The organism is Methylobacterium sp. W2, from assembly GCF_020662345.1.
Classification (GTDB): domain Bacteria; phylum Pseudomonadota; class Alphaproteobacteria; order Rhizobiales; family Beijerinckiaceae; genus Methylobacterium.
Genome location: NZ_VMOA01000002.1, coordinates 31179 through 50840, shown reverse-complemented (window position 1 = coordinate 50840; position 19662 = coordinate 31179). Strand labels below are relative to the sequence as shown.

Below are 19662 nucleotides of genomic sequence, written 5' to 3'. Positions count from 1 at the left end.
GGTAACATGGTCGAAACCAGGCGCCTTCGGGTGACCTGGGAGGAGATGCCGATGGCCCTGCCGCGTCTTTTCGCTCGCAGGTTCCGCTCGGCCCGCACCTGGATCGTCTTCGGAATCCTGGCGCCGGTCGGCATGCTCGTCGTGTCGGGCATCATGCTGCTCGACCTGCGAAAGGACGCCTGGGAGAAGGCCGAACAGACCTCGCAGAACCTCCTCCAGGTCATCGAGCGCGACATCGCCCGCAACATCGAGATCATCGATCTGTCGCTGCAGGGCGTCACCGACAACCTGAAACTCCCCGCCATCGCCAATCTGTCGCCGGAGCTGCGGCAGCTGATCCTGTTCGACCGGGCGATCTCGGCCCAGGACATGGGCGTGATCCTCGTCCTCGACGAGCGGGGCGACAGCATTCTCGACGGGCATGCCATCCCGGCGCGCCCCACCAACAATTTCGACCGCGACTATTTCCAGGCCCACAAGGCCCAGGGCGGCCGTGGCCTCCTGATCAGCCAGCCGCTGATGTCGCGCCTGACGGGCGCACGCGTCATGGTGCTGAGCCGCCGCGTCGACAAGCCCGACGGGTCGTTCGGCGGGGTGGTCCTGGGCACCTTGAATCTGTCGTACTTCACGCGGCTGTTCGACCGTATCGGCCTCGGCCGCGAGGGGGCGATCAACCTGTACCTGCACGACGGTACCCGCATCATGCGCTACCCGAGCCACGGCGGCGATAGCGGGGTGAACGTTGCCGGAGCGCCCAATTTCAAGCGCTTCCTCAGGGAGGGCAGCGGCCGCTTCGTCGGAACCTCCAGCCTGGACGCGGTGGAGCGGCACTATGCCTTCACGCAGGTCGGGACCTTGCCGCTGATCCTCAACGTCGCCCTCGCCGTCGAGGAGATCGAGGCCGAATGGCGTGCGAAGGCCATCGTCATCACCGCCATCGTGGTCGCGCTCTGTGGCCTGACCATCGGCCTCTCCCTCCTGTTCGGACGGGAGTTGGAGCGGCGCAGCGCGATGCAGGCTGAGCTCGCCCGACAGTCGCGGACCGATGCGCTGACCGGTCTGCCGAACCGCCGCCGGTTCGAGGAGGCCCTGACCGCCCTGCGCGGCGATGCCGGCCATGCGGCCCGTCCCTTCGCGCTGCTGGTCATCGATGCCGACCACTTCAAGCATTTCAACGACCGTTACGGGCATGCGGTCGGCGACGACGTGCTGCGCGGCCTCGCCCAGTGCCTGCTCGCCAGCATCCATCGTCCCGCCGACCTCGTCTGCCGGGTGGGCGGCGAGGAATTCGCGATCCTGATCCCGGACGGCGACGAGGCGGAGGCCCTGCGCATCGCCGAGAGGGTTCATGCCAGGGTGGCGCTCCTCGCGGTGGACTCGGCGCCGATCGCGGCCGGATCGGTCACGGTGAGCATCGGCGTCGCGACCCGGGGCGCGCCGGGAGCCGACCCCCTCACGCCGTCGGACCTGTATAGTCTCGCGGACGCCGCCCTCTACGAGGCCAAGGCCAACGGCCGCAACCAGACCCGCTTCGTCGAGCGGCGTCGCGGCGTGGTGGACCGGCGCCAGGCCAGCTTTCGTCTCGCAGGCGCCTGAAGACTCGCACCAGAGCCTCTGACCTGCGCCGGGAGGCCAGGGACGCCGAGGCGCAGCTCACGCGCTATCTGCCGGAACGCGAGGGCGCCACCTTCACCGCCTACGAGATGCGGGACGGCACCCTGGTGCGGCTCACTGAGCACGAGGTGAAGCCGGCGGATGCCCACCTTCCCGCCGCCGAGGAGGCGGAGACCGTCGATGCTTAAAGGCTACCGCGCCGTGTCGGCCGCCTCTTCGGTGGCCTTCTCGGCGGGCGGTTCGGCGATGGCCACCGCCGTGCGTTCCAGCATCGGCTGGAGGCGGAGGGCGAGTTCGCCGCCGAGATGGCGGGTATAGGCGGTCTTGAAGTAGCGCTCGCCGGTGCCGTGGCCGAAGAGCCGGTCGTGGGTGCGAATCATCGCATCCACTTCGGGGCGGCAGAGAAAGCCGATGATTCCCGCCGCCTCGTACCAGCGGCCCGCCCGGGCATGACGCATGGCCGCCGGATTGGCCATCACCGTCTCGGCGAAGCATTCCGTGGCCGCACGTTCCAGCGGGGCCATCGCCGCATGGGCGTGGTTCAGCGTGCGGGGAGCGGCATCGGCGGCACCCGCCGTCGCTACACCGATCAAGAGAGCGCCAAGCAGTCGAGCTTTCATCGCGCGCAAACCTCGAAGTCGATCGAACCCGATTCGTCCCAAGTCTTCATCCAAGACTTGGACCGGAACAGGGCATCTTGGACCGCGAAATTGCAAACGCGTCACATCGTGAGCCGACTGTGCCCGGCCGGTCACAGGGGTTCATTCCAACCGAGCCATCGTTGAGTCTGACCAATAGGTCAGGCTCAACGAGGAGCGGCGGACGGCCGCCGCCGCGCGGTCGCGCGGGCGGGCCACGATGAGCCTGGCTCATCGTGGCCCGATATCAGCCCCGCTTCTCGGCGTTCCAGCGGCCGGAGCAGCGGATCATGCCGTTGCTCGACCAGGTGCCGCTGCCGTAGCCGCCGCGATCGAGCTGGCCGACCACGTTGGCGCCATCCGAACCGCGCATGATCGTCGCCCGCACGGCGCCGTTGCCGGTGACGCGGCCGCGGATGTCGAAATCCCCGCCGGGATAGCTCGCCTCACCCTTGGCGATCCGGACGCCGTAGCGATACGCGCGGTCGCACGGGCCGTCCTGGGTGATGACCTCGATGCTCCAGTTGCCGTCGTAGCGGTTCGGCACCGAGACCTTCCGCTTGGCCGCCTCCGCCGTTCCGAAGGAGGCGGAGAGGAGGGCGAGGGAGCCGGCAGCAAGGAGGAAGCGTCGCATCGTAGCCCGTTCTGCAATGACGTGATCGGGGCTGGAAACGTCCCGGATCGCGTATCGGTTGCGGCTCACGCTCGTGTGGCTTCGCCCAAGGCGGCCTGAAGCAGCGCGAGGAGGTCGCCTCCCGCATGCAGATAGGCATCGACACCGGCGGCTTTGAGCCCTTCGGCGAGATCGCCGGGCTTGCCCGCCAGATACACGGTCCTGGCGCCCGCTTTCTTCAGGGCCTCGGCCGCCGCGACGGCGTGGGTGGCGTAGAGGGCGTCCGACGAGCAGAGGCAGGCGATGCGCGCGCCGGATTCCTTGAAGGCCGTGGCCAGGGCGTCGCTCTCCGAAAAGCCCTCTTCGTTCACCGCCTCGATGCCGCCGGCCGCGAAGGCGTTGGCGGCGAAGGTCGAGCGAGCATTGAAGACGGCGACCGTCCCGAGATTGGCGAGGAACACCCGAGGGCGCCGTCCGGTCTCGGCGAGATGGGCGTCGGAGGCATCGCGCAGGGCCTCGTAGGGCTCGGCGAGCCGCGACGAGGGCAGGGCCTCGCAGGTGGTCGTGCCGGCCCCGCCGAGGGCGAAGGCGGGCGCCAGCGTCGCGGAGGCGGGCAGGTCGAGGACCGTCACCGGCTTCTCGGCCAGGAAGGGGAACTCGCTCGCCCCGGTCAGGGGTTCGCGCCGCGTGGCGACGTTCTTCGTGCGGGTGGCGCGGGTCTCGCCGATCCGGGCCTGGATCGCGCCGGACTGCAGGCTCGCGACGATGCCGCCCTCGCGCTCGATCGCCTGGAAGGCGGCCCAGGCCGTGGTGGTGAGTTCCTCGGTGAGCGCCTCGAAGCCGCCGGCTCCGGCCGCCGGATCGGCGACGCGGGCGAGGTTGGATTCCTCGATGAGGACGATCTGGCTGTTGCGGGCGACCCGCCGGGCGAAGGCGTCGGCGAGGCCGAGCGAAGCGGTGTAGGGGATGACGGTGACGGAATCGGCGCCGCCGAGACCCGCCGAGCAGGCGGCCATGCCGGTGCGCAGGATGTTCACGAACGGGTCGTTCCGGTTCATCATCCGCCACGCGGTCTCGGCATGCAGGCGCAGCGGCTTCGGGTCGAGGCCGCAGGCCGCCTCCACCCGCGCCCACAGGCGGCGCATGGCGCGGAACTTGGCGATGGTCAGGAACTCGTCGGCATCGGCCACGAGGAGGATGGCGATGGCATCGCGGGCGCGGGCGAGATCGTGCCCGCCGGCTTCCAGCATGCGCAGATAGGCGACGGCGGTGGCGAGGATTGCGGCGAGTTCCGCCGCTTCGCTGGCGCCGGCCTCGTGATAGGGCCGCCCGTCGGCAAGCATCGCCCGGCCGGCAAAGCCCGCTCCGTCGAACTCTGCGAGCAGCGACGAGACCGCCGCGCCGATCTCCGGGATCGTCGCGTCGAGCCGGCCGGTGGCGGCCAGCGTGCCGATGGGGTCGAGGCCGAGATCGAGATCGAGGGCGCCGAGATCCTCGCTGCGGTCCGCCGCCAGCGCCTTGACCAGGCGGGCCGCCTCGAGGCCGCGCCCGCCGGCATCGAGGCGGGTCGCGATGAGGGAGAGCATCACGCCCGACAGGGCGGTGTCGAGGGCCGACACGTCGTCGGCGGCGAGGCCGAAGCCGCGCGCGAAGACGGAGCCCGAGAAGACGAGGTTCAGGGCATCGGCGCCGCCTTCGAGATCGGCCATGGCGAGATCGTGCGCGGCCTGCGCGTCCGGGTGGTCCACCCGCTGGGCGATGCGCCAGGGGCCGGGGGCGCGCACCGGCTGCGCCACCGGGGCGGCCGGCTCGTAGAGCGGTTCGATCCGGATGCCGTCCGCCGTCTTCGAGACCAGCCGCTTCTCGAAATCGCCACCCTTCAGGACGCCCTCGACCAGGCCGAGCCAGCGCTCGCGGGTCGGCGTGGGGAACAGGTCGGCGAGGGGGCGATCTTCCATTTCGTCGGGGCCTTGGCGCACGCTTCCGCCGGCCGCGCGTGGCCGGACGCTGTCGGCGACAGCCCTCGCACGGCGAGGCTTGCCGGGCAACACGCGCAGGTTATCAAAGAAATCGCAGCGGACTCAAAGAAAAGCGGCAGCCCCCGCCCGTGAGCTGCCGCCCTGCGCGGCGGCGCTCCTCAGCCCACGAGGATCAGCCCCGCGAAGCCGAGCGAGCCGACGATGATGCGCCACCACGCGAACAGGCGGAAGCCGTGCGACGAGACGTAGTCCAGCACCGTGCGCACCACGAGGAAGGCCGAGAGGAAGGCCACGACGAAGCCGATGGCGATCAGGCCGAAATCGTCCTGCGAGAGGTTCTTGTAATTGTCGAGGAGGTCCTTGGCGAAGGCCCCGGCCATGGTCGGGATCGCGAGGTAGAACGAGAACTCGGTGGCCGAGCGCTTGTCCGCCCCCATCAGCATGGCGCCGACGATGGTGGCGCCGGAACGCGACACGCCGGGGATCATGGCGATGCACTGGAACAGGCCGATCCTGAAATCCATCGGCAGGGTGAAGTCGAAGACGTCGCGCTTCTTCACCTCGAGCTCGGTCTCGTCGAGGACGAGGAGGACGAGGCCGCCCGCCACCAGGGTGGCGCAGACGATCCACGGGTTGAACAGGTAGTACTTAATATATTTCGAGAACAGGCCGCCGATGATCGCCGCCGGCAGGAAGGCCAGCAGGATGCCGAAGACGAAGCGCCTCGCGTTCGGATCGCTGGGAAAGGCCGTGGCGATGCCCAGAAGGCGGCGGAAATAGACCGCCAGGATCGCCAGGATCGCGCCGAGCTGGATCAGCACCTCGAAGGTGTTGTTGGGCGATTGGAAGCCGATGAAGTGCCCCACCAGCAGCTGGTGGCCCGTGGACGAGACCGGGATGAATTCCGTGGCGCCCTCGACGACGGCGAGAACGACCGCCTTCACGATGCTCATCGCATCCATCATGTCATCGCCTCGGTTGTCTCGGGGGGAAAGTGTCGTGGGGGGGAATGCCGATCGCCGCACGGTGTCGGCGATCAGAGTTGACGAGCGGTTACCGGAACATGTCCAGCGTGTTAATGAGGCGGCAATGATCGGGCAATAAGTCTCGACCGGCGACCCTCTCTTACCGTTGGTCTCGACACGGCGCGTCCCGCGATTCCATCCCCTTCGAAACGGCCTCTATGGCGACGCTTCACCACTCCCCCTTCTGTCCGCATTCGCGCTTCATCCGCCTCGTTCTCAGCGAGATGGGCATGGAGCCCGCGCTCGTGGAAGAGCGGGTCTGGGACCGGCGCGAGGCCTTCCTCCTCATCAATCCGGCCGGGACGACGCCGGTCCTGGTGGAGGAATCGGGGCTCGCGGTGCCGGGGGCCGGCATCATCGCCGAGTATCTCGACGAGACCCGCGGGCTCGGCCTCACCGGGCGGCGGCTGCTGCCGGAGACCACCGCCGATCGCGTGGAGGTCCGCCGCCTGCTCGACTGGTTCCTGGTGAAGTTCGATGCCGAGGTGACCGGCTATCTCGTCACCGAGAAGATCTCGAAACGCTTCATGACCAGCGCCAATGGCGGCGGCCCGCCGGACATGCATGCCATTCGCGCGGCGCGCACCAATGTGCGCTACCATATGAAATACATCGGCTACCTGATGTCCCGGCGGAAATGGATCGCCGGCGATCATCTGACCTATGCGGATCTCGCGGCCGCGGCCCACCTCTCCTGCGTGGATTATCTCGGCGACGTGCCATGGGACGAGGACGAGACGGCGAGGGACTGGTACGCGCGGCTGAAATCGCGCCCCTCGTTCCGGACGCTGCTGGCGGACCGGGTGCCGGGCATGGCCCCGGCGGATCATTACGCGGACCTGGATTTCTGAACGCCCCTTCCAGCCAGTTCCGGACGGAGGGCAAGCAGGCGGCCGGCCGCCGGGAGCATCGCAAGGTTCTCTCCGGAGATGCCCTGCGGCAGGCGCTCGACGCCCGCGCCCGGCATCTCGGCTTCGATACGGTCCGGGTGACCACCCCCGATGCGGTGCCGGCCCTGCGCGAGCGGCTGCCGGCCTGGCTCGCCGCCGGGCATCATGGCGAGATGGACTGGATGGTGGAGCGCGCCGATCAGCGCGCCGATCCGTCGGTGCTCTGGCCGGGGGTTCGCTGCGTCGTGATGCTAGGCATGAATTACGGCCCGGAGGCCGATCCGCTCGCCCTGCTGGCCCTGAAGGATCGCGGCGCCATCGCGGCCTATGCCCAGCGGCGGGATTATCACGATGTGGTGAAGGGCAAGCTGAAGGAGCTCGGTGGCTATCTCTCCGCCAAGGGCGACGTGCGGGTGAAGGTCTTCGTCGATACCGCGCCGGTGATGGAAAAGCCGCTCGCCGCCGCCGCTGGCCTCGGCTGGCAGGGCAAGCATACGGTTCTCGTCTCGCGCGAGCACGGCAACTGGCTCCTGCTCGGGGCGATCTACACCTCGGCCGATCTCTTGGCCGACGTGCCCGAAGCCGACCATTGCGGCTCCTGCCGGCGCTGCCTCGATATCTGCCCGACGGCGGCGTTCCCCGCCCCCTATCAGCTCGACGCGCGGCGCTGCATTTCTTACCTCACCATCGAGCACGAGGGGCCGATTGCGCCCGAATTCCGCGGCGCCATCGGCAACCGCGTCTTCGGTTGCGACGATTGCCTCGCCGTCTGCCCCTGGAACAAGTTCGCCGTCACGGCTTCGGAGGGACGTCTCGGCGCGCGGGCCGATCTCGCCGCGCCCCCCCTCGCCGAACTGGCGCGCCTCGACGATGCGGCCTTCCGGGCGCGGTTCGCCGGCACGCCGGTAAAGCGCACCGGGCGTGACCGCTTCCTGCGCAACGTCCTCATCGCCATCGGCAATTCCGGCGCGCCGGCGCTCGCCGCCGAGGCCGAGCACTGCCTCTCCGACCCGTCGCCCCTGGTGCGCGGCATGGCCGTATGGGCGTTGAGCCGTCTCACCGACGCGGCGGCATTGCGCGGCCTTTTCAACCGCCACGCCATCGGCGAAACCGATACGCATGTCCGTGCCGAATGGCGCGCGGCGCTCGATCACGCGGGAAACACGGCGGCATGAACCTCTTCGTCTTCGGTCTGGGCTTCACGGCACGGCGCTTCGTCGAGCGCGCGGCAGGGCGGTTCGGCCAGATCCGCGCCACCGTCACCGACCCGGCCCGGCCGGGGGCCGGCCTCGGCGACGTCGCCCTGCGCGGCTTCGGCCCCGAGACGGACGACGCGCGGATCGCGGACGACCTCGCCGATACGGACGTGCTGCTGGTCTCCGCCCCGCCGTCCCGCGACGGCGACACGGTGCTCTCCCGCTACCGGGACGCCATCGCCCACAGCCGGATCGGCTGGATCGGCTATCTCTCCACCATCGGCGTCTACGGCGACCAGCAGGGCGCCTGGATCGACGAGACGACGCCGCCCAACCCGGCCAGCGGCCGCTCGCATGGCCGCATCGCGGTGGAGAAGGCCTGGCTCGCCTTCGGGGAGGAGACCGGCAAGGCGGTGCAGGTGTTCCGGCTGTCGGGCATCTACGGGCCGGGCCGCAACCCCATCGTGAAGCTGCGCGAGGGCAAGTCACAGCGCATCATCAAGCCGGGTCAGGTGTTCAACCGCATCCATGTGGACGACATCGCCACGACTCTTCTCGCCTCCATCGACAGGCCGAGGGCGCAGGCGATCTACAACGTCACCGACGACGAGCCGACGCCGCCGCAGGTGGTGACGGAATACGCCGCCGGTCTCGCCGACCTGCCGCTGCCGCCGGAGATCGACTTCGAGACGGCGGATCTCAGCCCCATGGCGCGCAGCTTCTATGGCGAGAACAAACGCGTGCGAAACCGCCTGATCCGCGAAGAGCTCGGGGTCGATCTCGCCTACCCGACCTACCGCGAGGGGCTGGCGGCGCTGGTCGCCGATGCCCGGTCCTGAGGCACGGGTCCGAGGCCTTTGGTGCGAAAGAACAGCTTTCCAGTCTTTCCTCTCAGCTGCGATGAACATGTCATGGCAGGATGTCCGTTATGTCAGAGGCATCTAGGCTAAAAATCATGATCGATCTGAGCCGGATCAATTATTGTCTGGTGATCGAGTGATATTTTCGATCGCTAGACAATAGGTTTCTGGGTCGATGAGCCGTCGAGTTATGTTTGCATTGGGGAGTATGGTGTTCACAAGTGTTAATAATAACATATGTGTTTTTTCAGGACTGTATTCGTCCTGCTTCACATTAAAAGTCAACAGAGGAAGCGCTCTGCTCGTATTGTTGATCTCTCAAGACCCTATGCGCGTCTAGCCGTCGATCCACATCGACGACATCGTCGCTGCACCAACATACTTTCATCAATCGATGGATGGTGTCTCGATGATTTCGCTGGCCGGCGAGCGCAGAGGCCGGGAATGGCATATTTTTACCGGTTCAATGCCGGATCGTTGCAGTGTCTCGCCATAAAATGCGGGGCAACACTTTGAATACAGTTTGATCCGGCTTCCATCTCTTGCTCATTGACTTTCCATTAACGGACGTTTCGCATAACGATGCTTGAAGCATGGCGGGCGCCGGCTGATTCTGGCGGTCTGCGCAAGTATCGCTGTTCGAATGGGAAAGCGGATCGTGACGGCAAACGGTTCACGGTCACGGCGGAATCCATTCAATCTGCGAGATCGCTGGCAATTCCAGCGCCCGCGTCCTGCGTGCCGATTATGAGCGGGGCGAGGTCATCACTGAATGTGGCCGCGTGGCTTCGAACGGTCGTCAGGCGGATGGGTCCGGCCGCGACCGATGCCGGGGATTCGCAGACGGACATGCTTGGCCGGACCCGATCCCTCCTCCGTGTCTTCTCCGGCGCGGGTGCCGGACGAACCGGCCTCCGCATCGATCCGGGGGGATCGTCGAAATCCGTGCGGGCGTCGCGCACGAGCGAATCGAGGATGCCGCTGAGCGAGGAGCGTCTGGCGCTCGCCCTCGATAGCGGCGTCGAGGGGATCTGGGACTGCAACCTCGCCGACCGATCGATCTGGATCTCCGAGCGCTGGCTCGCCCGCCTCGGCTACGCCGTCGACGCCATCGAGGCGAGACAGCCGATGGACCACATCGTCCACGCGGAGGACCGCGAGCGCCTGACCCTCGCCATAGTCGAGCACGTCAAGGGCCTCGCCCCCAGCTACGAGTGCGAGCATCGCGTCGTCTGCGGGGACGGCACGTCGTTCTGGGTTCTGACCCGCGGGCGGGTCGTGGAACGGGACGGCGCGGGCCGGGCCGTGCGCGCGGTAGGAACCCAGATCGATATCACCCACCGCCGGGAAGCCGAGGCCCGCGTCGAGTACCTGGCCCTGCACGACGACCTGACGAGCCTGCCCAATCGCCGCCTGCTTCGCCAGCGCATCGAGCGGGCGGTGATGCGCGCTCGGGAAGGCCGGTCGACCGCCGCGGTGCTCGCCTGCGACCTCGATGGCTTCAAGGCCGTCAACGATACGCTCGGCCATACCGGTGGCGACCGTCTGCTCCGCATCGTCGCCGATCGCCTGCTCGATGCCGTGGGCTCCGGCGATACCGTGGCTCGGCTCGGCGGCGACGAGTACGCGCTCGTGCTCGAAGGGCTCGGCGGTCCACACGAGGCCGATGCGATCGCCAAGCATGTGATCGCGGTGCTCGGGGCGCCCATCGAGATCGACGGCATGGTGGTCGAGATCGGTGTCGGCATCGGCGCGGCGATGGTGCCGAATGACGCCATCACCGCCGACGACCTACTCCGGCGGGCGGACATCGCGCTCAACGAGGCGAAGACGATCGGGCGTGACACGTATCGCCGGTTCGAGCCCGCCCTGGCCGCGCGCCATTCGGCGCGCCACCTCCTCGCCTTCGACATGAAGGACGCGATCCGGCGGGGCAACTTCCACCTCGTCTACCAGCCGGTCATCGACCTTGCGGCAGAGACGGTCACGAGCTTCGAGGCGCTGATGCGCTGGCAGCACCCCGAACGGGGTCTCATCTCGCCGCTGGAATTCATTCCGGTGGCGGAGGAGACCGGGCTGATCGTGCCGCTCGGCGCCTGGGCGTTGGCCGAGGCATGCCGCGAGGCGATGGCATGGCCGAGCGAGGTTCGCGTCGCCGTCAACGTGTCGACGGTGCAGTTCCAGCACGACCTCGAACGCTTCGTGTCGAGCGCCCTTGACGGGGCCGGCCTGTCCGCGGATCGGCTCAAGCTCGAAGTCACCGAGAGCGCGCTGATGCGGGACCCGGAGGGCGTCGTCGCGACGTTGCACCGTCTGCGGGCGCTGGGCGTCAGGATCGCCCTCGACGATTTCGGCACCGGGTACTCGTCATTGAGCTACTTGCGGCGGTTTCCCTTCGACAAGATCAAGATCGACCGCGCCTTCATCAAGGACATCGCCGAGCCGGATGCGGCCGCCATCGTGCGGGCGGTGGTGGGCCTCGGCGAGCGGCTCGGCATGGGCATCGTGGCCGAGGGGGTCGAGACGGCGGAGCAGCTCGATCTCGTCAGGAGCGAGGGCTGTGACGAGGTCCAGGGGTTCCTGTTCAGCCGGCCTCTGCCCGCCAACGAGGTTCAGGCGTTCCTGCGGTCCCGCTGCGCGAGCGCGGCGGCCTAAGCAGGTTCGCGCTGGCAAACCAACGCTTCACCTTAGTTCAGCTCTCTGATGTGCCACCGGTTTTTGTCGCAGAACCGGGGGCCACTTCTGCGAAGCCTGCTTGGGCGGTTCACGCCGCGCGCTTGTTCGCGGCCGGTCCGAAATGGCCGATGTAGCGGGCGGCGATGGCCGAGACCGGCAGGACGACGAACACGTCCGTGGTGCCGAACTGGTGGTCGATCACCGCGCCGTCGCCGAAGGTGGCGCCCACCCGCAGGTAGCCCTTGATCAGCGGCGGGAGCGACTGGAGCGCGGTCTTGGCGTCCACCACCTCGCGCGGCAGCCGGTCCATGGCCACATGCCGCCCCGGCAGCGCCCTGGCGCACCAGGGCTCGGGGGCGCGGGCATGGTGGTGCAGGAAGCTCAAGCCCAGGGCGAGCCTGTCCGGGTCGGTCCCCTCCAGGCTGGCGCAGCCGAGCATCGCGTCGATGCGGTGGTGCTGGACATAGGCCCAGATCCCGGCCCAGAGCAGTTCCACCGTGCGCTTGGTCCGGTAGGGTTTCAGCACGCAGGACCGGCCGAGTTCGAGGAAGCGCTTGCCGGGATGCGCGGCCAGCAGGGGCGCGATGTCGTATTCGCCGGCGGTGTAGAAGCCGAAATTGCGGTCGGCCGCGTCCTGGCGCAGCAGGCGGTAGGTGCCCACCACCTTCGGCCGCGGCCGGCGGAAGGGCTTCGCCTCCGTCGCCGCGTGGTCGATCACCAGGAGATGGTCGCAGACCGTGTCGTAATCGTCGATGTCCCGCCGGGACAGCAGGGACATGCCCGAGGCCACCGCCGACATCTCCTGATAGAACACCCGGTAGCGCAGGCGCTGCGCCCGGCGGATCTCCGAGACGGTGGTGGCCAGACGCACTTCGAGGTCGCCGATGCGGCCGAGGACCGGGTCGAGCCCGGGGGCGGCCAGGGGCTTCTTCAGGCGCGGCTTGAACCGGATCGGCGTTCCGCCCGGCGGGACCAGGGACCGGCCGCCGGCGCCGGGAAGGCTCGCGAAGCCCGGCAGGCCGGAGAAGCCGGCATGTCCCGCCTCCAGGCGCTTCTGCTTGAACCGGGCGAAGGGCGCGTGAACATGGGCCTCCCAGCCATTGAGCCAGGCCGTGGACGCATCACGCGCGAAGTTCGGGACCATCGTCCAATCCGCTCTGCCGGACCCGCGAGGCCGGCTCCCGATGGAGCCTGGAGCCTCATATCCGCGTGGCCACATCATCACGAAGCCCGAACGCTTTTATGACAGGTTTTTGCGTGAATCCAGAGACGTTTAGCGGACCGCAAAAATGGTTCGTCGGCGACCTGTCCATGGGTAGCCGCCGAACCTTTCCCCTCTTCCTCGTCCCCTGCTTCGGCACCGGGGAAAAGGAGCGTCCCGGACCGGTCTCAGACGAACTGGTTCAGGCCGGGAATCGAACCGACGATCGGGCCCATCACGTCCTCGCCGGCCTTCTCGCGGCCGAAGGCGAACAGTTCGGCGCCCAGCGGCTGCATCTGTCCCATGGGGACGCCGGCCGCCATCAGCTTCTGGCCGAGCGCCATCACGCCCCCGCCCATCATGCCGCCGAGCATGCCCATGAGGCCGCCGCCGCCGCCCTCGCCCGCGTTCGACTGCGCCGCCGCCGCGTCCGCGCCGGGCATTGCCGCGAAGAGCTGGGCGACTTCGGTGGCCGGGCCTTCCTTCTGCAGGAAGGCGAGGATGTGGCCGATGGCCGTCTGCGCCGTCGCGGCGTCGAGCCCGGTCTTGGTGGTGACGCGGGCGATCAATTCTTCCATGTGCAAATGCTCCAACGCATGCGGGTCGTCCCGTCCATCTGGCCTCGACGGGGCGAAATCAAGCGCCCCGGGGCAGCGCGCTGGAAAATGTTGCCTGCGAACGGCATAACTCCACCGTCGGCGCAGAGGGCGCGACGCGAAGCGGTGGGTTCAGGCGATCATGCAGAGCGACGGCACCATCCTCGTCGGCAAGAGTTCGGTCGGCAAGAGCGGCACCAAGCCGGAGGCGCTGACCCTCAGGCTCGCCAACCGCCACGGCCTCGTGGCCGGCGCCACCGGTACCGGCAAGACGGTGACGCTCCAAGTGCTGGCGGAGGGGTTCTCCAATGCCGGCGTCCCGGTCTTCGCCGCCGACATCAAGGGCGACCTGTCGGGCCTCGCGGCGGCGGGCGAATCGAAGCCGGTCTTCGTCAAGCGCGCCGAGGAACTCGGGATCACCTACGAGCCCGACCGTTTCCCCACCGTATTCTGGGACCTGTTCGGCGCGCAGGGGCACCCGATCCGCTGCACGGTGATCGAGATGGGGCCGCTGCTGCTGGCCCGGCTGCTCGAGCTCAACGACACCCAGGAAGGCGTGCTCAACATCGCCTTCCGCGTCGCGGACGACAACCAATGGCCGGTCCTCGACCTCAAGGACCTGCGGGCGCTGCTGCTCTACGTCACCGAGAACCTCAAGGAGATCTCGGCCAGGTACGGCAATGTCTCGGCGGCCTCCGTCGGCGCGATCCAGCGGCAGTTGCTGATGCTGGAGAACCAGGGCGCCGACCAGTTCTTCGGCGAGCCCGCCCTCGACCTCAACGACTTCATGAAGGTGGACCGGGAGGGGCGGGGCATCGTCAACATCCTGGCCGCCGACAAGCTGATGCAGCGGCCGCGCCTCTACGCCTCGTTCCTGCTGTGGATGCTGTCGGAACTGTTCGAACAGCTGCCGGAGGTGGGAGACCTCGACAAGCCCAAGCTCGTCTTCTTCTTCGACGAGGCGCATCTCCTGTTCGACGACGCGCCAAAAGCCCTCCTCGACGCGGTGGAACAGGTGGTCCGCCTGATCCGCTCCAAGGGCGTCGGCGTCTATTTCGTGACCCAGAACCCCCTCGACCTGCCCGAGACCGTGCTCGGCCAGCTCGGCAACCGCGTCCAGCACGCCCTGCGCGCCTTCACCCCCCGCGACCAGCGTGCCGTGAAGGCGGCGGCCGACACGTTTCGCCAAAATCCCGGCTTCGACGTCGCTGAGGCCATCACCGAACTCGCGGTCGGGGAGGCCCTGGTGAGCTTCCTTGAGGCCAAGGGTACGCCCTCGATCGTGGAGCGCGCCCTCATCGCCCCGCCTCAGGGCAGGGTCGGGCCGCTGAATCCGGCCGAGCGCGCCGAACTGATCGCCAAGAGCCCCCTGCGCGGCAAGTACGACGAGGCGGTGGACAACGAGAGCGCCTACGAGATCCTGGCCCGGCGCAAGGGCCTCGATTCCGCTCCGGCCGAAGCGGCGCAGCAATCGGAAGGCGGCTTGAGCGGCATGCTCGGCGGGCTGCTCGGCGGCGTGCTCGGCTCGAAACCCGCCGCCAAGGGCGCCCGCCGCCCGCCGCAGAGTCTCGCCGAGCAGGTCATCGGCAACGCCGCCCGCTCCATGGCGCGGACGGTGGGAACGCAGGTGGGCAACGCGATCCTGCGGAACGTGCTGGGTGGGTTGATGAAGCGGTGACGATTCGGATGTGCCCGCATACGACGTCAACGGGAGTTGGTGGGATGTTTTCGTGGGCGTGACCAAAGTAATTCGTCGGAGGGTCGAAGTGCTAATTTCAGAGTTTCGTCGACGTAACACAACGATTTACTTTTATCCTGGGCCGATGCCGACGTTAAAGTCTTTCGTTGCAAGTCTTCTGATGTCCGCGTTCACGCGCATCAAAAGGCTTGGGCGCAAGGGCACTCGAACCTGACACGGACGAGTTTTCGAAGCGACATTGACAAATCACCCCTTCCACGCTTATCCACCGACGCAACGCGCGGCTTCCTCGACGAAGTCCGCGCGTTTCGCGTTCGCGCATCGCTCGATCGGTGTCGCGGATGACCTGAACAAGAAGACGGTCCAGGCGAAAGCCGGAGGCCGGCAGAGAACACGAGAGAGAACGATGTTCGCAGTCATCAAGACGGGCGGCAAGCAGTATCGCGTTGCCGCCAACGACACCATCACGATCGCCACCGTCGAGGGCGAGCCCGGCTCGGCCGTGACCTTCGGCGAAGTCCTCCTGTTCGCGGACGACGCGGGCGCCACCCAGGTCGGCGCGCCGCTCCTGTCGGGCATCAGCGTCGCCGGCGAGATCGTCAGCCACGGCCGCGATGCGAAGGTCATCGCCTTCAAGAAGCGCCGCCGTCAGAACTCGCGCCGCAAGCGCGGTCATCGCCAGCACCACACCGTGGTGCGCATCACCGGCATCAGCGCCTGACGTTCTGATCGAGACATTCGGAGTTAACCACAATGGCCCATAAAAAAGCAGGCGGCTCGTCCCGCAACGGCCGCGATTCGGCCGGTCAGCGCCTCGGCGTGAAGAAGTTCGGTGCCGAAGCCGTCATCGCCGGCAACATCATCGTCCGTCAGCGCGGCACCAAGTTCCATCCCGGCGTCAATGTCGGCATCGGTACGGACCACACCCTGTTCGCCAAGGCGGACGGCCGCGTGCTGTTCCAGGTGAAGCGCGGCCGCGCCTTCGTCGCCGTGGTGCCGCACCAGGAAGCCGCGGAGTAATCCACGGCCTCCCACCGCGAGGCGGCGCCCGCACCGGGCCTCCCGTCATCGACGATCGTCGGACATCGAAGGGAGGATGGTGCGCCATCCTCCCTTTCGTCGTCTGCGCGGGTCTCCGTCGTCGGGACGGGCGCGCGCTCGGAAGCGGAGCCGCGATGACGCAGCGCCCTCTCGTTCTGGCGGCCCTCGCCGCGACCGGTTCGGTCGCGGTCGCCCTCGCGTTTCTGAGCGGCGGAGGCGAGCCCCCCGCGACCCCGGTCGCGGACACCCCGAGACCGTCGCCACGGAGCCCGACGCTCTACTGCGAATTCTACAATTTCGTCGGGCGAAGCCCCAAGGTCGGCTTCACCTTCGCGATCTCCGACCATGACGAGCGGCCGGTCTTCGCCCAGGTGAGCCAGTTCGAGATGGACGGAAGCCGTGCCGAGTTCGGCTCCGATTCCCGTCCGATCTGGGCCTTCGACGATGCGCAGGTTCCGGCGACCCTCACGTCACCGGACGGCGCCATCGTCATCAATCTCTACGCCTACGACCGGACGAAGTCGGGTGGGGCGTGGTTCGAGGCGGGTCTGCGCAGCGTGCAGTACCTGAACCTCGACGGGAAGTGTCGACAAGGCGCAGCCTGACCCCGAACCCGCATGTGATTCGCCACGGTCTGGAGCCGGCAGGCCCCGCCCTCGGCGCATGAACGACAGAGACGAGAACACCCGTGAAATTCCTCGACGAAGCCAAGGTCTATGTGCGCTCCGGTGACGGCGGCGCCGGCTGCGTCGCGTTTCGGCGCGAAAAGTTCATCGAGTTCGGCGGCCCCAACGGCGGCGATGGCGGCCGGGGCGGCGACGTCTGGGTCGAGTGCGTCGACGGCCTCAACACGCTGATCGACTACCGCTACCAGCAGCACTTCAAGGCCAAGAAGGGCGAGCACGGCATGGGCTCGAACCGCCACGGCGCCAACGGGGCGGACGTGGTGCTGAAGGTGCCCGCCGGCACCGAGATCATCGCCGAGGACGGCGAGACCCTGATCGCCGACATGACCCATATCGGCCAGCGCGTGCGCCTGGCCAAGGGCGGCAATGGCGGCTTCGGCAACGCCTACTTCACCACCTCGACCAACCGCGCCCCCAAACACGCCAATCCGGGCCTGGAAGGCCACGAGCAGTGGATCTGGCTGCGCCTCAAGCTCATCGCCGATGCCGGCCTCGTCGGCCTGCCCAATGCCGGCAAGTCGACCTTCCTCGCCACGGTGACGGCGGCGCGCCCCAAGATCGCCGATTATCCCTTCACCACCCTGCATCCGGGCCTCGGCGTGGTCCGCTCGGACGAGCGCGAATTCGTGCTTGCCGACATTCCCGGCCTGATCGAGGGCGCTCATGACGGCGTCGGCCTCGGCGACAAGTTCCTCGCCCATGTGGAACGCTGCCGCGTGCTGCTCCACCTCGTGGAGGCAACGAGCGAGCATGCCGGCAAGACCTACAAGCTCGTGCGCAAGGAACTCGAGGCCTACGGCAACGGTCTGGCCGACAAGCACGAGATCGTCGCCCTGTCGAAAGCCGACGCCGTCGATCCCGACACGCTGAAGGAGCAGGTCGCGCGCCTGAAGCGGGCCTCCAAGGCAAAGCCGCTGATCCTGTCCTCGGCCACGGGCCTCGGTGTGCAGGACGCTCTGCGCGCGATCACCCGGGAGATGATGGAAGCCAAGGCCGCCGAGGCGGAAGCGCAGCCGGCGGAGGCTTGGCAGCCTTGAGCGACGGGCGTCCTACGATGTGCTAGCATCGTGGGCATCCCAGCTAGCAAGCCAGGGGTCGTCATGACGAAGCAGTTGAACATTCGCAGCGACGAGGCGCACGCCCTAGCCTCGGACATCGCCGAACGCCTCGATACCAGCGTCACGGACGTCGTCCTGCAAGCGCTGCGGGAGTTCGGGGCAAAGCTCACCCTAAGCGACGAACTCTCGCCGAGTCAGCAGGCGGAGTTCGAGGCGCTTCGTGCCTTGGCGAGGAAGGCGTCGGCCGACAAACGACCGGGTGCCACCTCCGATCACCGCGACATGTACGACGACTTTGGCCTGCCCATATGATCGTCCTCGACACCTCGGCGATTGTGGCCATCGCCCTGAGCGAACCCGAGGAGTGGGATTTCAACCGCCTCATTGCCCGTCGTAAGGCGGTGGTCGGCGCCCCGACTCTGGTCGAGGCCCGCATGGTTCTCGACTCACGGATACCGGACGCGGTGGTGGACTTTCTCGGAGGTTTTTCGAGCCGTCCGGCGATCTCGGTGCTCAGCTTCGATGCGCGGATGTATGAACTGGCCTGTGATGCCTTCGCCCGCTTTGGCAAGGGGCGTGGGCATCCGGCACGGCTCAACTTCGGCGATTGCATGTCGTACGCGGTGGCGAGGCACACCAAGCTCCCGCTTTTGTTCAAGGGCGATGATTTCGGCCAAACCGACATCCCGTCCGCATGGCCGTTAACGAGATGATCCCCTCCCTTCAGGATTTCCGCCGCGTCGTCATCAAGGTCGGCTCGGCGTTGCTCGTCGACCGCGCGCGCGGGCGCCTGCGCCATGCCTGGCTCGCGGCGCTCGCCGAGGACATCGCCGATCTGCATGCGCGCGGCGTCGACGTCCTCGTCGTCTCGTCCGGGGCCATCGCCCTGGGGCGGACGGTTCTCGGCTACCCGCCCGGCACGCTCCGGCTGGAGGAGAGCCAGGCCGCCGCCGCCGTGGGGCAGATCGCGCTCGCGCGCTACTGGGCCGAGGCGCTCGGCCATCACGGCATCGCGGCCGGCCAGATCCTGGTGACGCCGCAGGACACCGAGGAGCGCCGCCGCTACCTCAACGCCCGCGCCACCGTGCTGAAGCTCCTCGAAGTCCGTGCCGTGCCGGTGGTCAATGAGAACGACACGGTCGCCACCAGCGAGATCCGCTACGGCGACAACGACCGTCTCGCCGCCCGCGTCGCCACCATGATCGGTGCCGACGTGCTGGTGCTGTTCTCCGATATCGACGGCCTCTACACGGCGCCCCCCGCCAGCGATCCGAACGCGCGCCATCTGCCCCTCATCGAGCGGATCACGCCGGAGATCGAGGCCATGGCGGGAGGGCCGGCCTCGGAACTGTCGCGGGGCGGCATGCGCACCAAGGTCGAGGCGGGCAAGATCGCCGCGAGCGGCGGCACCCACATGGTCATCGCCGACGGGCGCGAGAAGAACCCCCTGCGCACCATCCTGCAGGGGGGGCGCTGCACCTGGTTCCTGTCCGGCTCGAACCCCGTCGCCGCGCGCAAGGCCTGGATCGCCGGATCGCTCGAGCCGCGCGGTATCCTCGTGGTCGATGCCGGAGCGGCCCGTGCCCTGCAAGGCGGGGCCAGCCTGCTGCCGGTCGGCGTCACCGGATTGTCGGGAAATTTCGGGCGAGGGGACGCGGTAATCATCCGGGACGTGCAGGGCCGCACCCTGGGGCGTGGCCTCGTGGCTTATGACAGTGCACAGGCGGCGCAGATCATCGGTCGCCCGAGTCGGGAAATCGCGGAATTGCTTACTCATCCCGGTCGCGCTGAAATGGTGCATCGCGATGACCTCGCGATGGTCGGAGAATAGGCTCGACTATTATGCAATGTGCTTGTTTTGCCGCCTCGACGCGTGGCATGAGGGCACAA

General features: G+C 67.8%; 19 protein-coding genes. 13 read left to right on the top strand and 6 right to left on the bottom strand.

Annotated elements, in window-relative coordinates; genetic code table 11:
* Positions 1 to 51: 51 nt before the first annotated feature.
* Complete coding sequence (locus FPV16_RS01505) at positions 52 to 1596, top strand: sensor domain-containing diguanylate cyclase (protein ID WP_227435795.1); 1545 nt, start codon at positions 52 to 54, stop codon at positions 1594 to 1596.
* A 209-nt stretch (positions 1597 to 1805) separates the two neighbouring features.
* On the opposite strand, the gene FPV16_RS01500 is transcribed toward FPV16_RS01505, so the two are convergent.
* From FPV16_RS01500 to FPV16_RS01485, 4 genes are all read right to left on the bottom strand, one after another.
* The gene (locus tag FPV16_RS01500; protein ID WP_227435599.1) at positions 1806 to 2234 is read right to left on the bottom strand and encodes a hypothetical protein; all 429 of its coding nucleotides are present in this window, start codon (positions 2232 to 2234) and stop codon (positions 1806 to 1808) included.
* Between the two features lie 265 nt (positions 2235 to 2499).
* Positions 2500 to 2886, bottom strand: coding sequence for a hypothetical protein (locus tag FPV16_RS01495; protein ID WP_227435597.1), 387 nt, complete (start codon positions 2884 to 2886; stop codon positions 2500 to 2502).
* 65 nt (positions 2887 to 2951) lie between these two features.
* Positions 2952 to 4823: a methylmalonyl-CoA mutase subunit beta gene (locus FPV16_RS01490; RefSeq protein ID WP_227435596.1), complete on the bottom strand. Its 1872-nt coding sequence runs from the start codon at positions 4821 to 4823 to the stop codon at positions 2952 to 2954.
* A gap of 179 nt (positions 4824 to 5002) precedes the next feature.
* On the bottom strand, positions 5003 to 5806 hold the full coding sequence (locus tag FPV16_RS01485; protein ID WP_227435793.1) for an undecaprenyl-diphosphate phosphatase: 804 nt from the start codon (positions 5804 to 5806) through the stop codon (positions 5003 to 5005).
* Between the two features lie 221 nt (positions 5807 to 6027).
* Here FPV16_RS01485 and FPV16_RS01480 point away from each other — a divergent pair, with 221 nt between their 5' ends.
* The 4 genes from FPV16_RS01480 (at position 6028) to FPV16_RS01465 (ending at position 11470) form a co-directional block, all read left to right on the top strand.
* Positions 6028 to 6720, top strand: coding sequence for a glutathione S-transferase family protein (locus FPV16_RS01480; RefSeq protein ID WP_227435595.1), 693 nt, complete (start codon positions 6028 to 6030; stop codon positions 6718 to 6720).
* Positions 6721 to 6803: 83 nt separating this feature from the next.
* Positions 6804 to 7934 carry a tRNA epoxyqueuosine(34) reductase QueG gene (gene queG / locus FPV16_RS01475; protein WP_227435792.1) on the top strand — a complete coding sequence of 377 codons (1131 nt, stop codon included), beginning with the start codon at positions 6804 to 6806 and terminating at the stop codon, positions 7932 to 7934.
* Complete coding sequence (locus FPV16_RS01470) at positions 7931 to 8794, top strand: SDR family oxidoreductase (RefSeq protein WP_227435594.1); 864 nt, start codon at positions 7931 to 7933, stop codon at positions 8792 to 8794. The genes queG and FPV16_RS01470 overlap by 4 nt, the downstream gene beginning before the upstream one ends.
* A gap of 996 nt (positions 8795 to 9790) precedes the next feature.
* The gene (locus FPV16_RS01465; RefSeq protein ID WP_227435593.1) at positions 9791 to 11470 is read left to right on the top strand and encodes a putative bifunctional diguanylate cyclase/phosphodiesterase; all 1680 of its coding nucleotides are present in this window, start codon (positions 9791 to 9793) and stop codon (positions 11468 to 11470) included.
* 109 nt (positions 11471 to 11579) lie between these two features.
* On the opposite strand, the gene FPV16_RS01460 is transcribed toward FPV16_RS01465, so the two are convergent.
* Both FPV16_RS01460 and FPV16_RS01455 read right to left on the bottom strand, forming a co-directional pair.
* On the bottom strand, positions 11580 to 12635 hold the full coding sequence (locus tag FPV16_RS01460; RefSeq protein WP_227435592.1) for a GNAT family N-acetyltransferase: 1056 nt from the start codon (positions 12633 to 12635) through the stop codon (positions 11580 to 11582).
* 245 nt (positions 12636 to 12880) lie between these two features.
* Positions 12881 to 13270 (bottom strand): DUF2267 domain-containing protein, encoded by a 390-nt coding sequence (locus FPV16_RS01455; RefSeq protein WP_227435591.1) that lies wholly within the window; start codon positions 13268 to 13270, stop codon positions 12881 to 12883.
* 160 nt (positions 13271 to 13430) lie between these two features.
* Here FPV16_RS01455 and FPV16_RS01450 point away from each other — a divergent pair, with 160 nt between their 5' ends.
* The 8 genes from FPV16_RS01450 (at position 13431) to proB (ending at position 19603) form a co-directional block, all read left to right on the top strand.
* Complete coding sequence (locus FPV16_RS01450) at positions 13431 to 14966, top strand: helicase HerA-like domain-containing protein (RefSeq protein WP_227435590.1); 1536 nt, start codon at positions 13431 to 13433, stop codon at positions 14964 to 14966.
* A 427-nt stretch (positions 14967 to 15393) separates the two neighbouring features.
* Positions 15394 to 15708, top strand: a complete 315-nt coding sequence (gene rplU / locus FPV16_RS01445; protein WP_018041679.1) for a 50S ribosomal protein L21 — start codon at positions 15394 to 15396, stop codon at positions 15706 to 15708.
* 32 nt (positions 15709 to 15740) lie between these two features.
* Entirely contained in the window at positions 15741 to 16007 is a 267-nt protein-coding gene (rpmA, locus tag FPV16_RS01440) for a 50S ribosomal protein L27 (RefSeq protein WP_018041680.1), read from the top strand.
* A 155-nt stretch (positions 16008 to 16162) separates the two neighbouring features.
* The gene (locus FPV16_RS01435; RefSeq protein ID WP_227435588.1) at positions 16163 to 16633 is read left to right on the top strand and encodes a hypothetical protein; all 471 of its coding nucleotides are present in this window, start codon (positions 16163 to 16165) and stop codon (positions 16631 to 16633) included.
* A gap of 83 nt (positions 16634 to 16716) precedes the next feature.
* Complete coding sequence (gene obgE, locus FPV16_RS01430; protein ID WP_227435586.1) at positions 16717 to 17751, top strand: GTPase ObgE; 1035 nt, start codon at positions 16717 to 16719, stop codon at positions 17749 to 17751.
* Between the two features lie 63 nt (positions 17752 to 17814).
* A complete protein-coding gene (locus tag FPV16_RS01425) occupies positions 17815 to 18084 on the top strand; it encodes a type II toxin-antitoxin system VapB family antitoxin (RefSeq protein WP_227435584.1) in 270 nt (89 codons plus the stop codon).
* Positions 18081 to 18485 (top strand): type II toxin-antitoxin system VapC family toxin, encoded by a 405-nt coding sequence (locus FPV16_RS01420; protein ID WP_227435583.1) that lies wholly within the window; start codon positions 18081 to 18083, stop codon positions 18483 to 18485. The genes FPV16_RS01425 and FPV16_RS01420 overlap by 4 nt, the downstream gene beginning before the upstream one ends.
* Positions 18482 to 19603 (top strand): glutamate 5-kinase, encoded by a 1122-nt coding sequence (gene proB / locus FPV16_RS01415; protein WP_227435790.1) that lies wholly within the window; start codon positions 18482 to 18484, stop codon positions 19601 to 19603. The genes FPV16_RS01420 and proB overlap by 4 nt, the downstream gene beginning before the upstream one ends.
* Positions 19604 to 19662: the final 59 nt, after the last annotated feature.

Excerpts from the sequence above, each read along its gene's own strand:
- FPV16_RS01505 (WP_227435795.1), top strand. The coding sequence starts at position 52 with ATGGCCCTGCCGCGTCTTTTCGCTCGCAGGTTCCGCTCGGCCCGCACC.
- FPV16_RS01500 (WP_227435599.1), bottom strand. The coding sequence starts at position 2,234 with ATGAAAGCTCGACTGCTTGGCGCTCTCTTGATCGGTGTAGCGACGGCG.
- FPV16_RS01495 (WP_227435597.1), bottom strand. The coding sequence starts at position 2,886 with ATGCGACGCTTCCTCCTTGCTGCCGGCTCCCTCGCCCTCCTCTCCGCC.
- FPV16_RS01490 (WP_227435596.1), bottom strand. The coding sequence starts at position 4,823 with ATGGAAGATCGCCCCCTCGCCGACCTGTTCCCCACGCCGACCCGCGAG.
- FPV16_RS01485 (WP_227435793.1), bottom strand. The coding sequence starts at position 5,806 with ATGGATGCGATGAGCATCGTGAAGGCGGTCGTTCTCGCCGTCGTCGAG.
- FPV16_RS01480 (WP_227435595.1), top strand. The coding sequence starts at position 6,028 with ATGGCGACGCTTCACCACTCCCCCTTCTGTCCGCATTCGCGCTTCATC.
- FPV16_RS01470 (WP_227435594.1), top strand. The coding sequence starts at position 7,931 with ATGAACCTCTTCGTCTTCGGTCTGGGCTTCACGGCACGGCGCTTCGTC.
- FPV16_RS01465 (WP_227435593.1), top strand. The coding sequence starts at position 9,791 with ATGCCGCTGAGCGAGGAGCGTCTGGCGCTCGCCCTCGATAGCGGCGTC.
- FPV16_RS01460 (WP_227435592.1), bottom strand. The coding sequence starts at position 12,635 with ATGGTCCCGAACTTCGCGCGTGATGCGTCCACGGCCTGGCTCAATGGC.
- FPV16_RS01455 (WP_227435591.1), bottom strand. The coding sequence starts at position 13,270 with ATGGAAGAATTGATCGCCCGCGTCACCACCAAGACCGGGCTCGACGCC.
- FPV16_RS01450 (WP_227435590.1), top strand. The coding sequence starts at position 13,431 with ATGCAGAGCGACGGCACCATCCTCGTCGGCAAGAGTTCGGTCGGCAAG.
- rplU (WP_018041679.1), top strand. The coding sequence starts at position 15,394 with ATGTTCGCAGTCATCAAGACGGGCGGCAAGCAGTATCGCGTTGCCGCC.
- rpmA (WP_018041680.1), top strand. The coding sequence starts at position 15,741 with ATGGCCCATAAAAAAGCAGGCGGCTCGTCCCGCAACGGCCGCGATTCG.
- FPV16_RS01435 (WP_227435588.1), top strand. The coding sequence starts at position 16,163 with ATGACGCAGCGCCCTCTCGTTCTGGCGGCCCTCGCCGCGACCGGTTCG.
- FPV16_RS01425 (WP_227435584.1), top strand. The coding sequence starts at position 17,815 with ATGACGAAGCAGTTGAACATTCGCAGCGACGAGGCGCACGCCCTAGCC.
- FPV16_RS01420 (WP_227435583.1), top strand. The coding sequence starts at position 18,081 with ATGATCGTCCTCGACACCTCGGCGATTGTGGCCATCGCCCTGAGCGAA.
- proB (WP_227435790.1), top strand. The coding sequence starts at position 18,482 with ATGATCCCCTCCCTTCAGGATTTCCGCCGCGTCGTCATCAAGGTCGGC.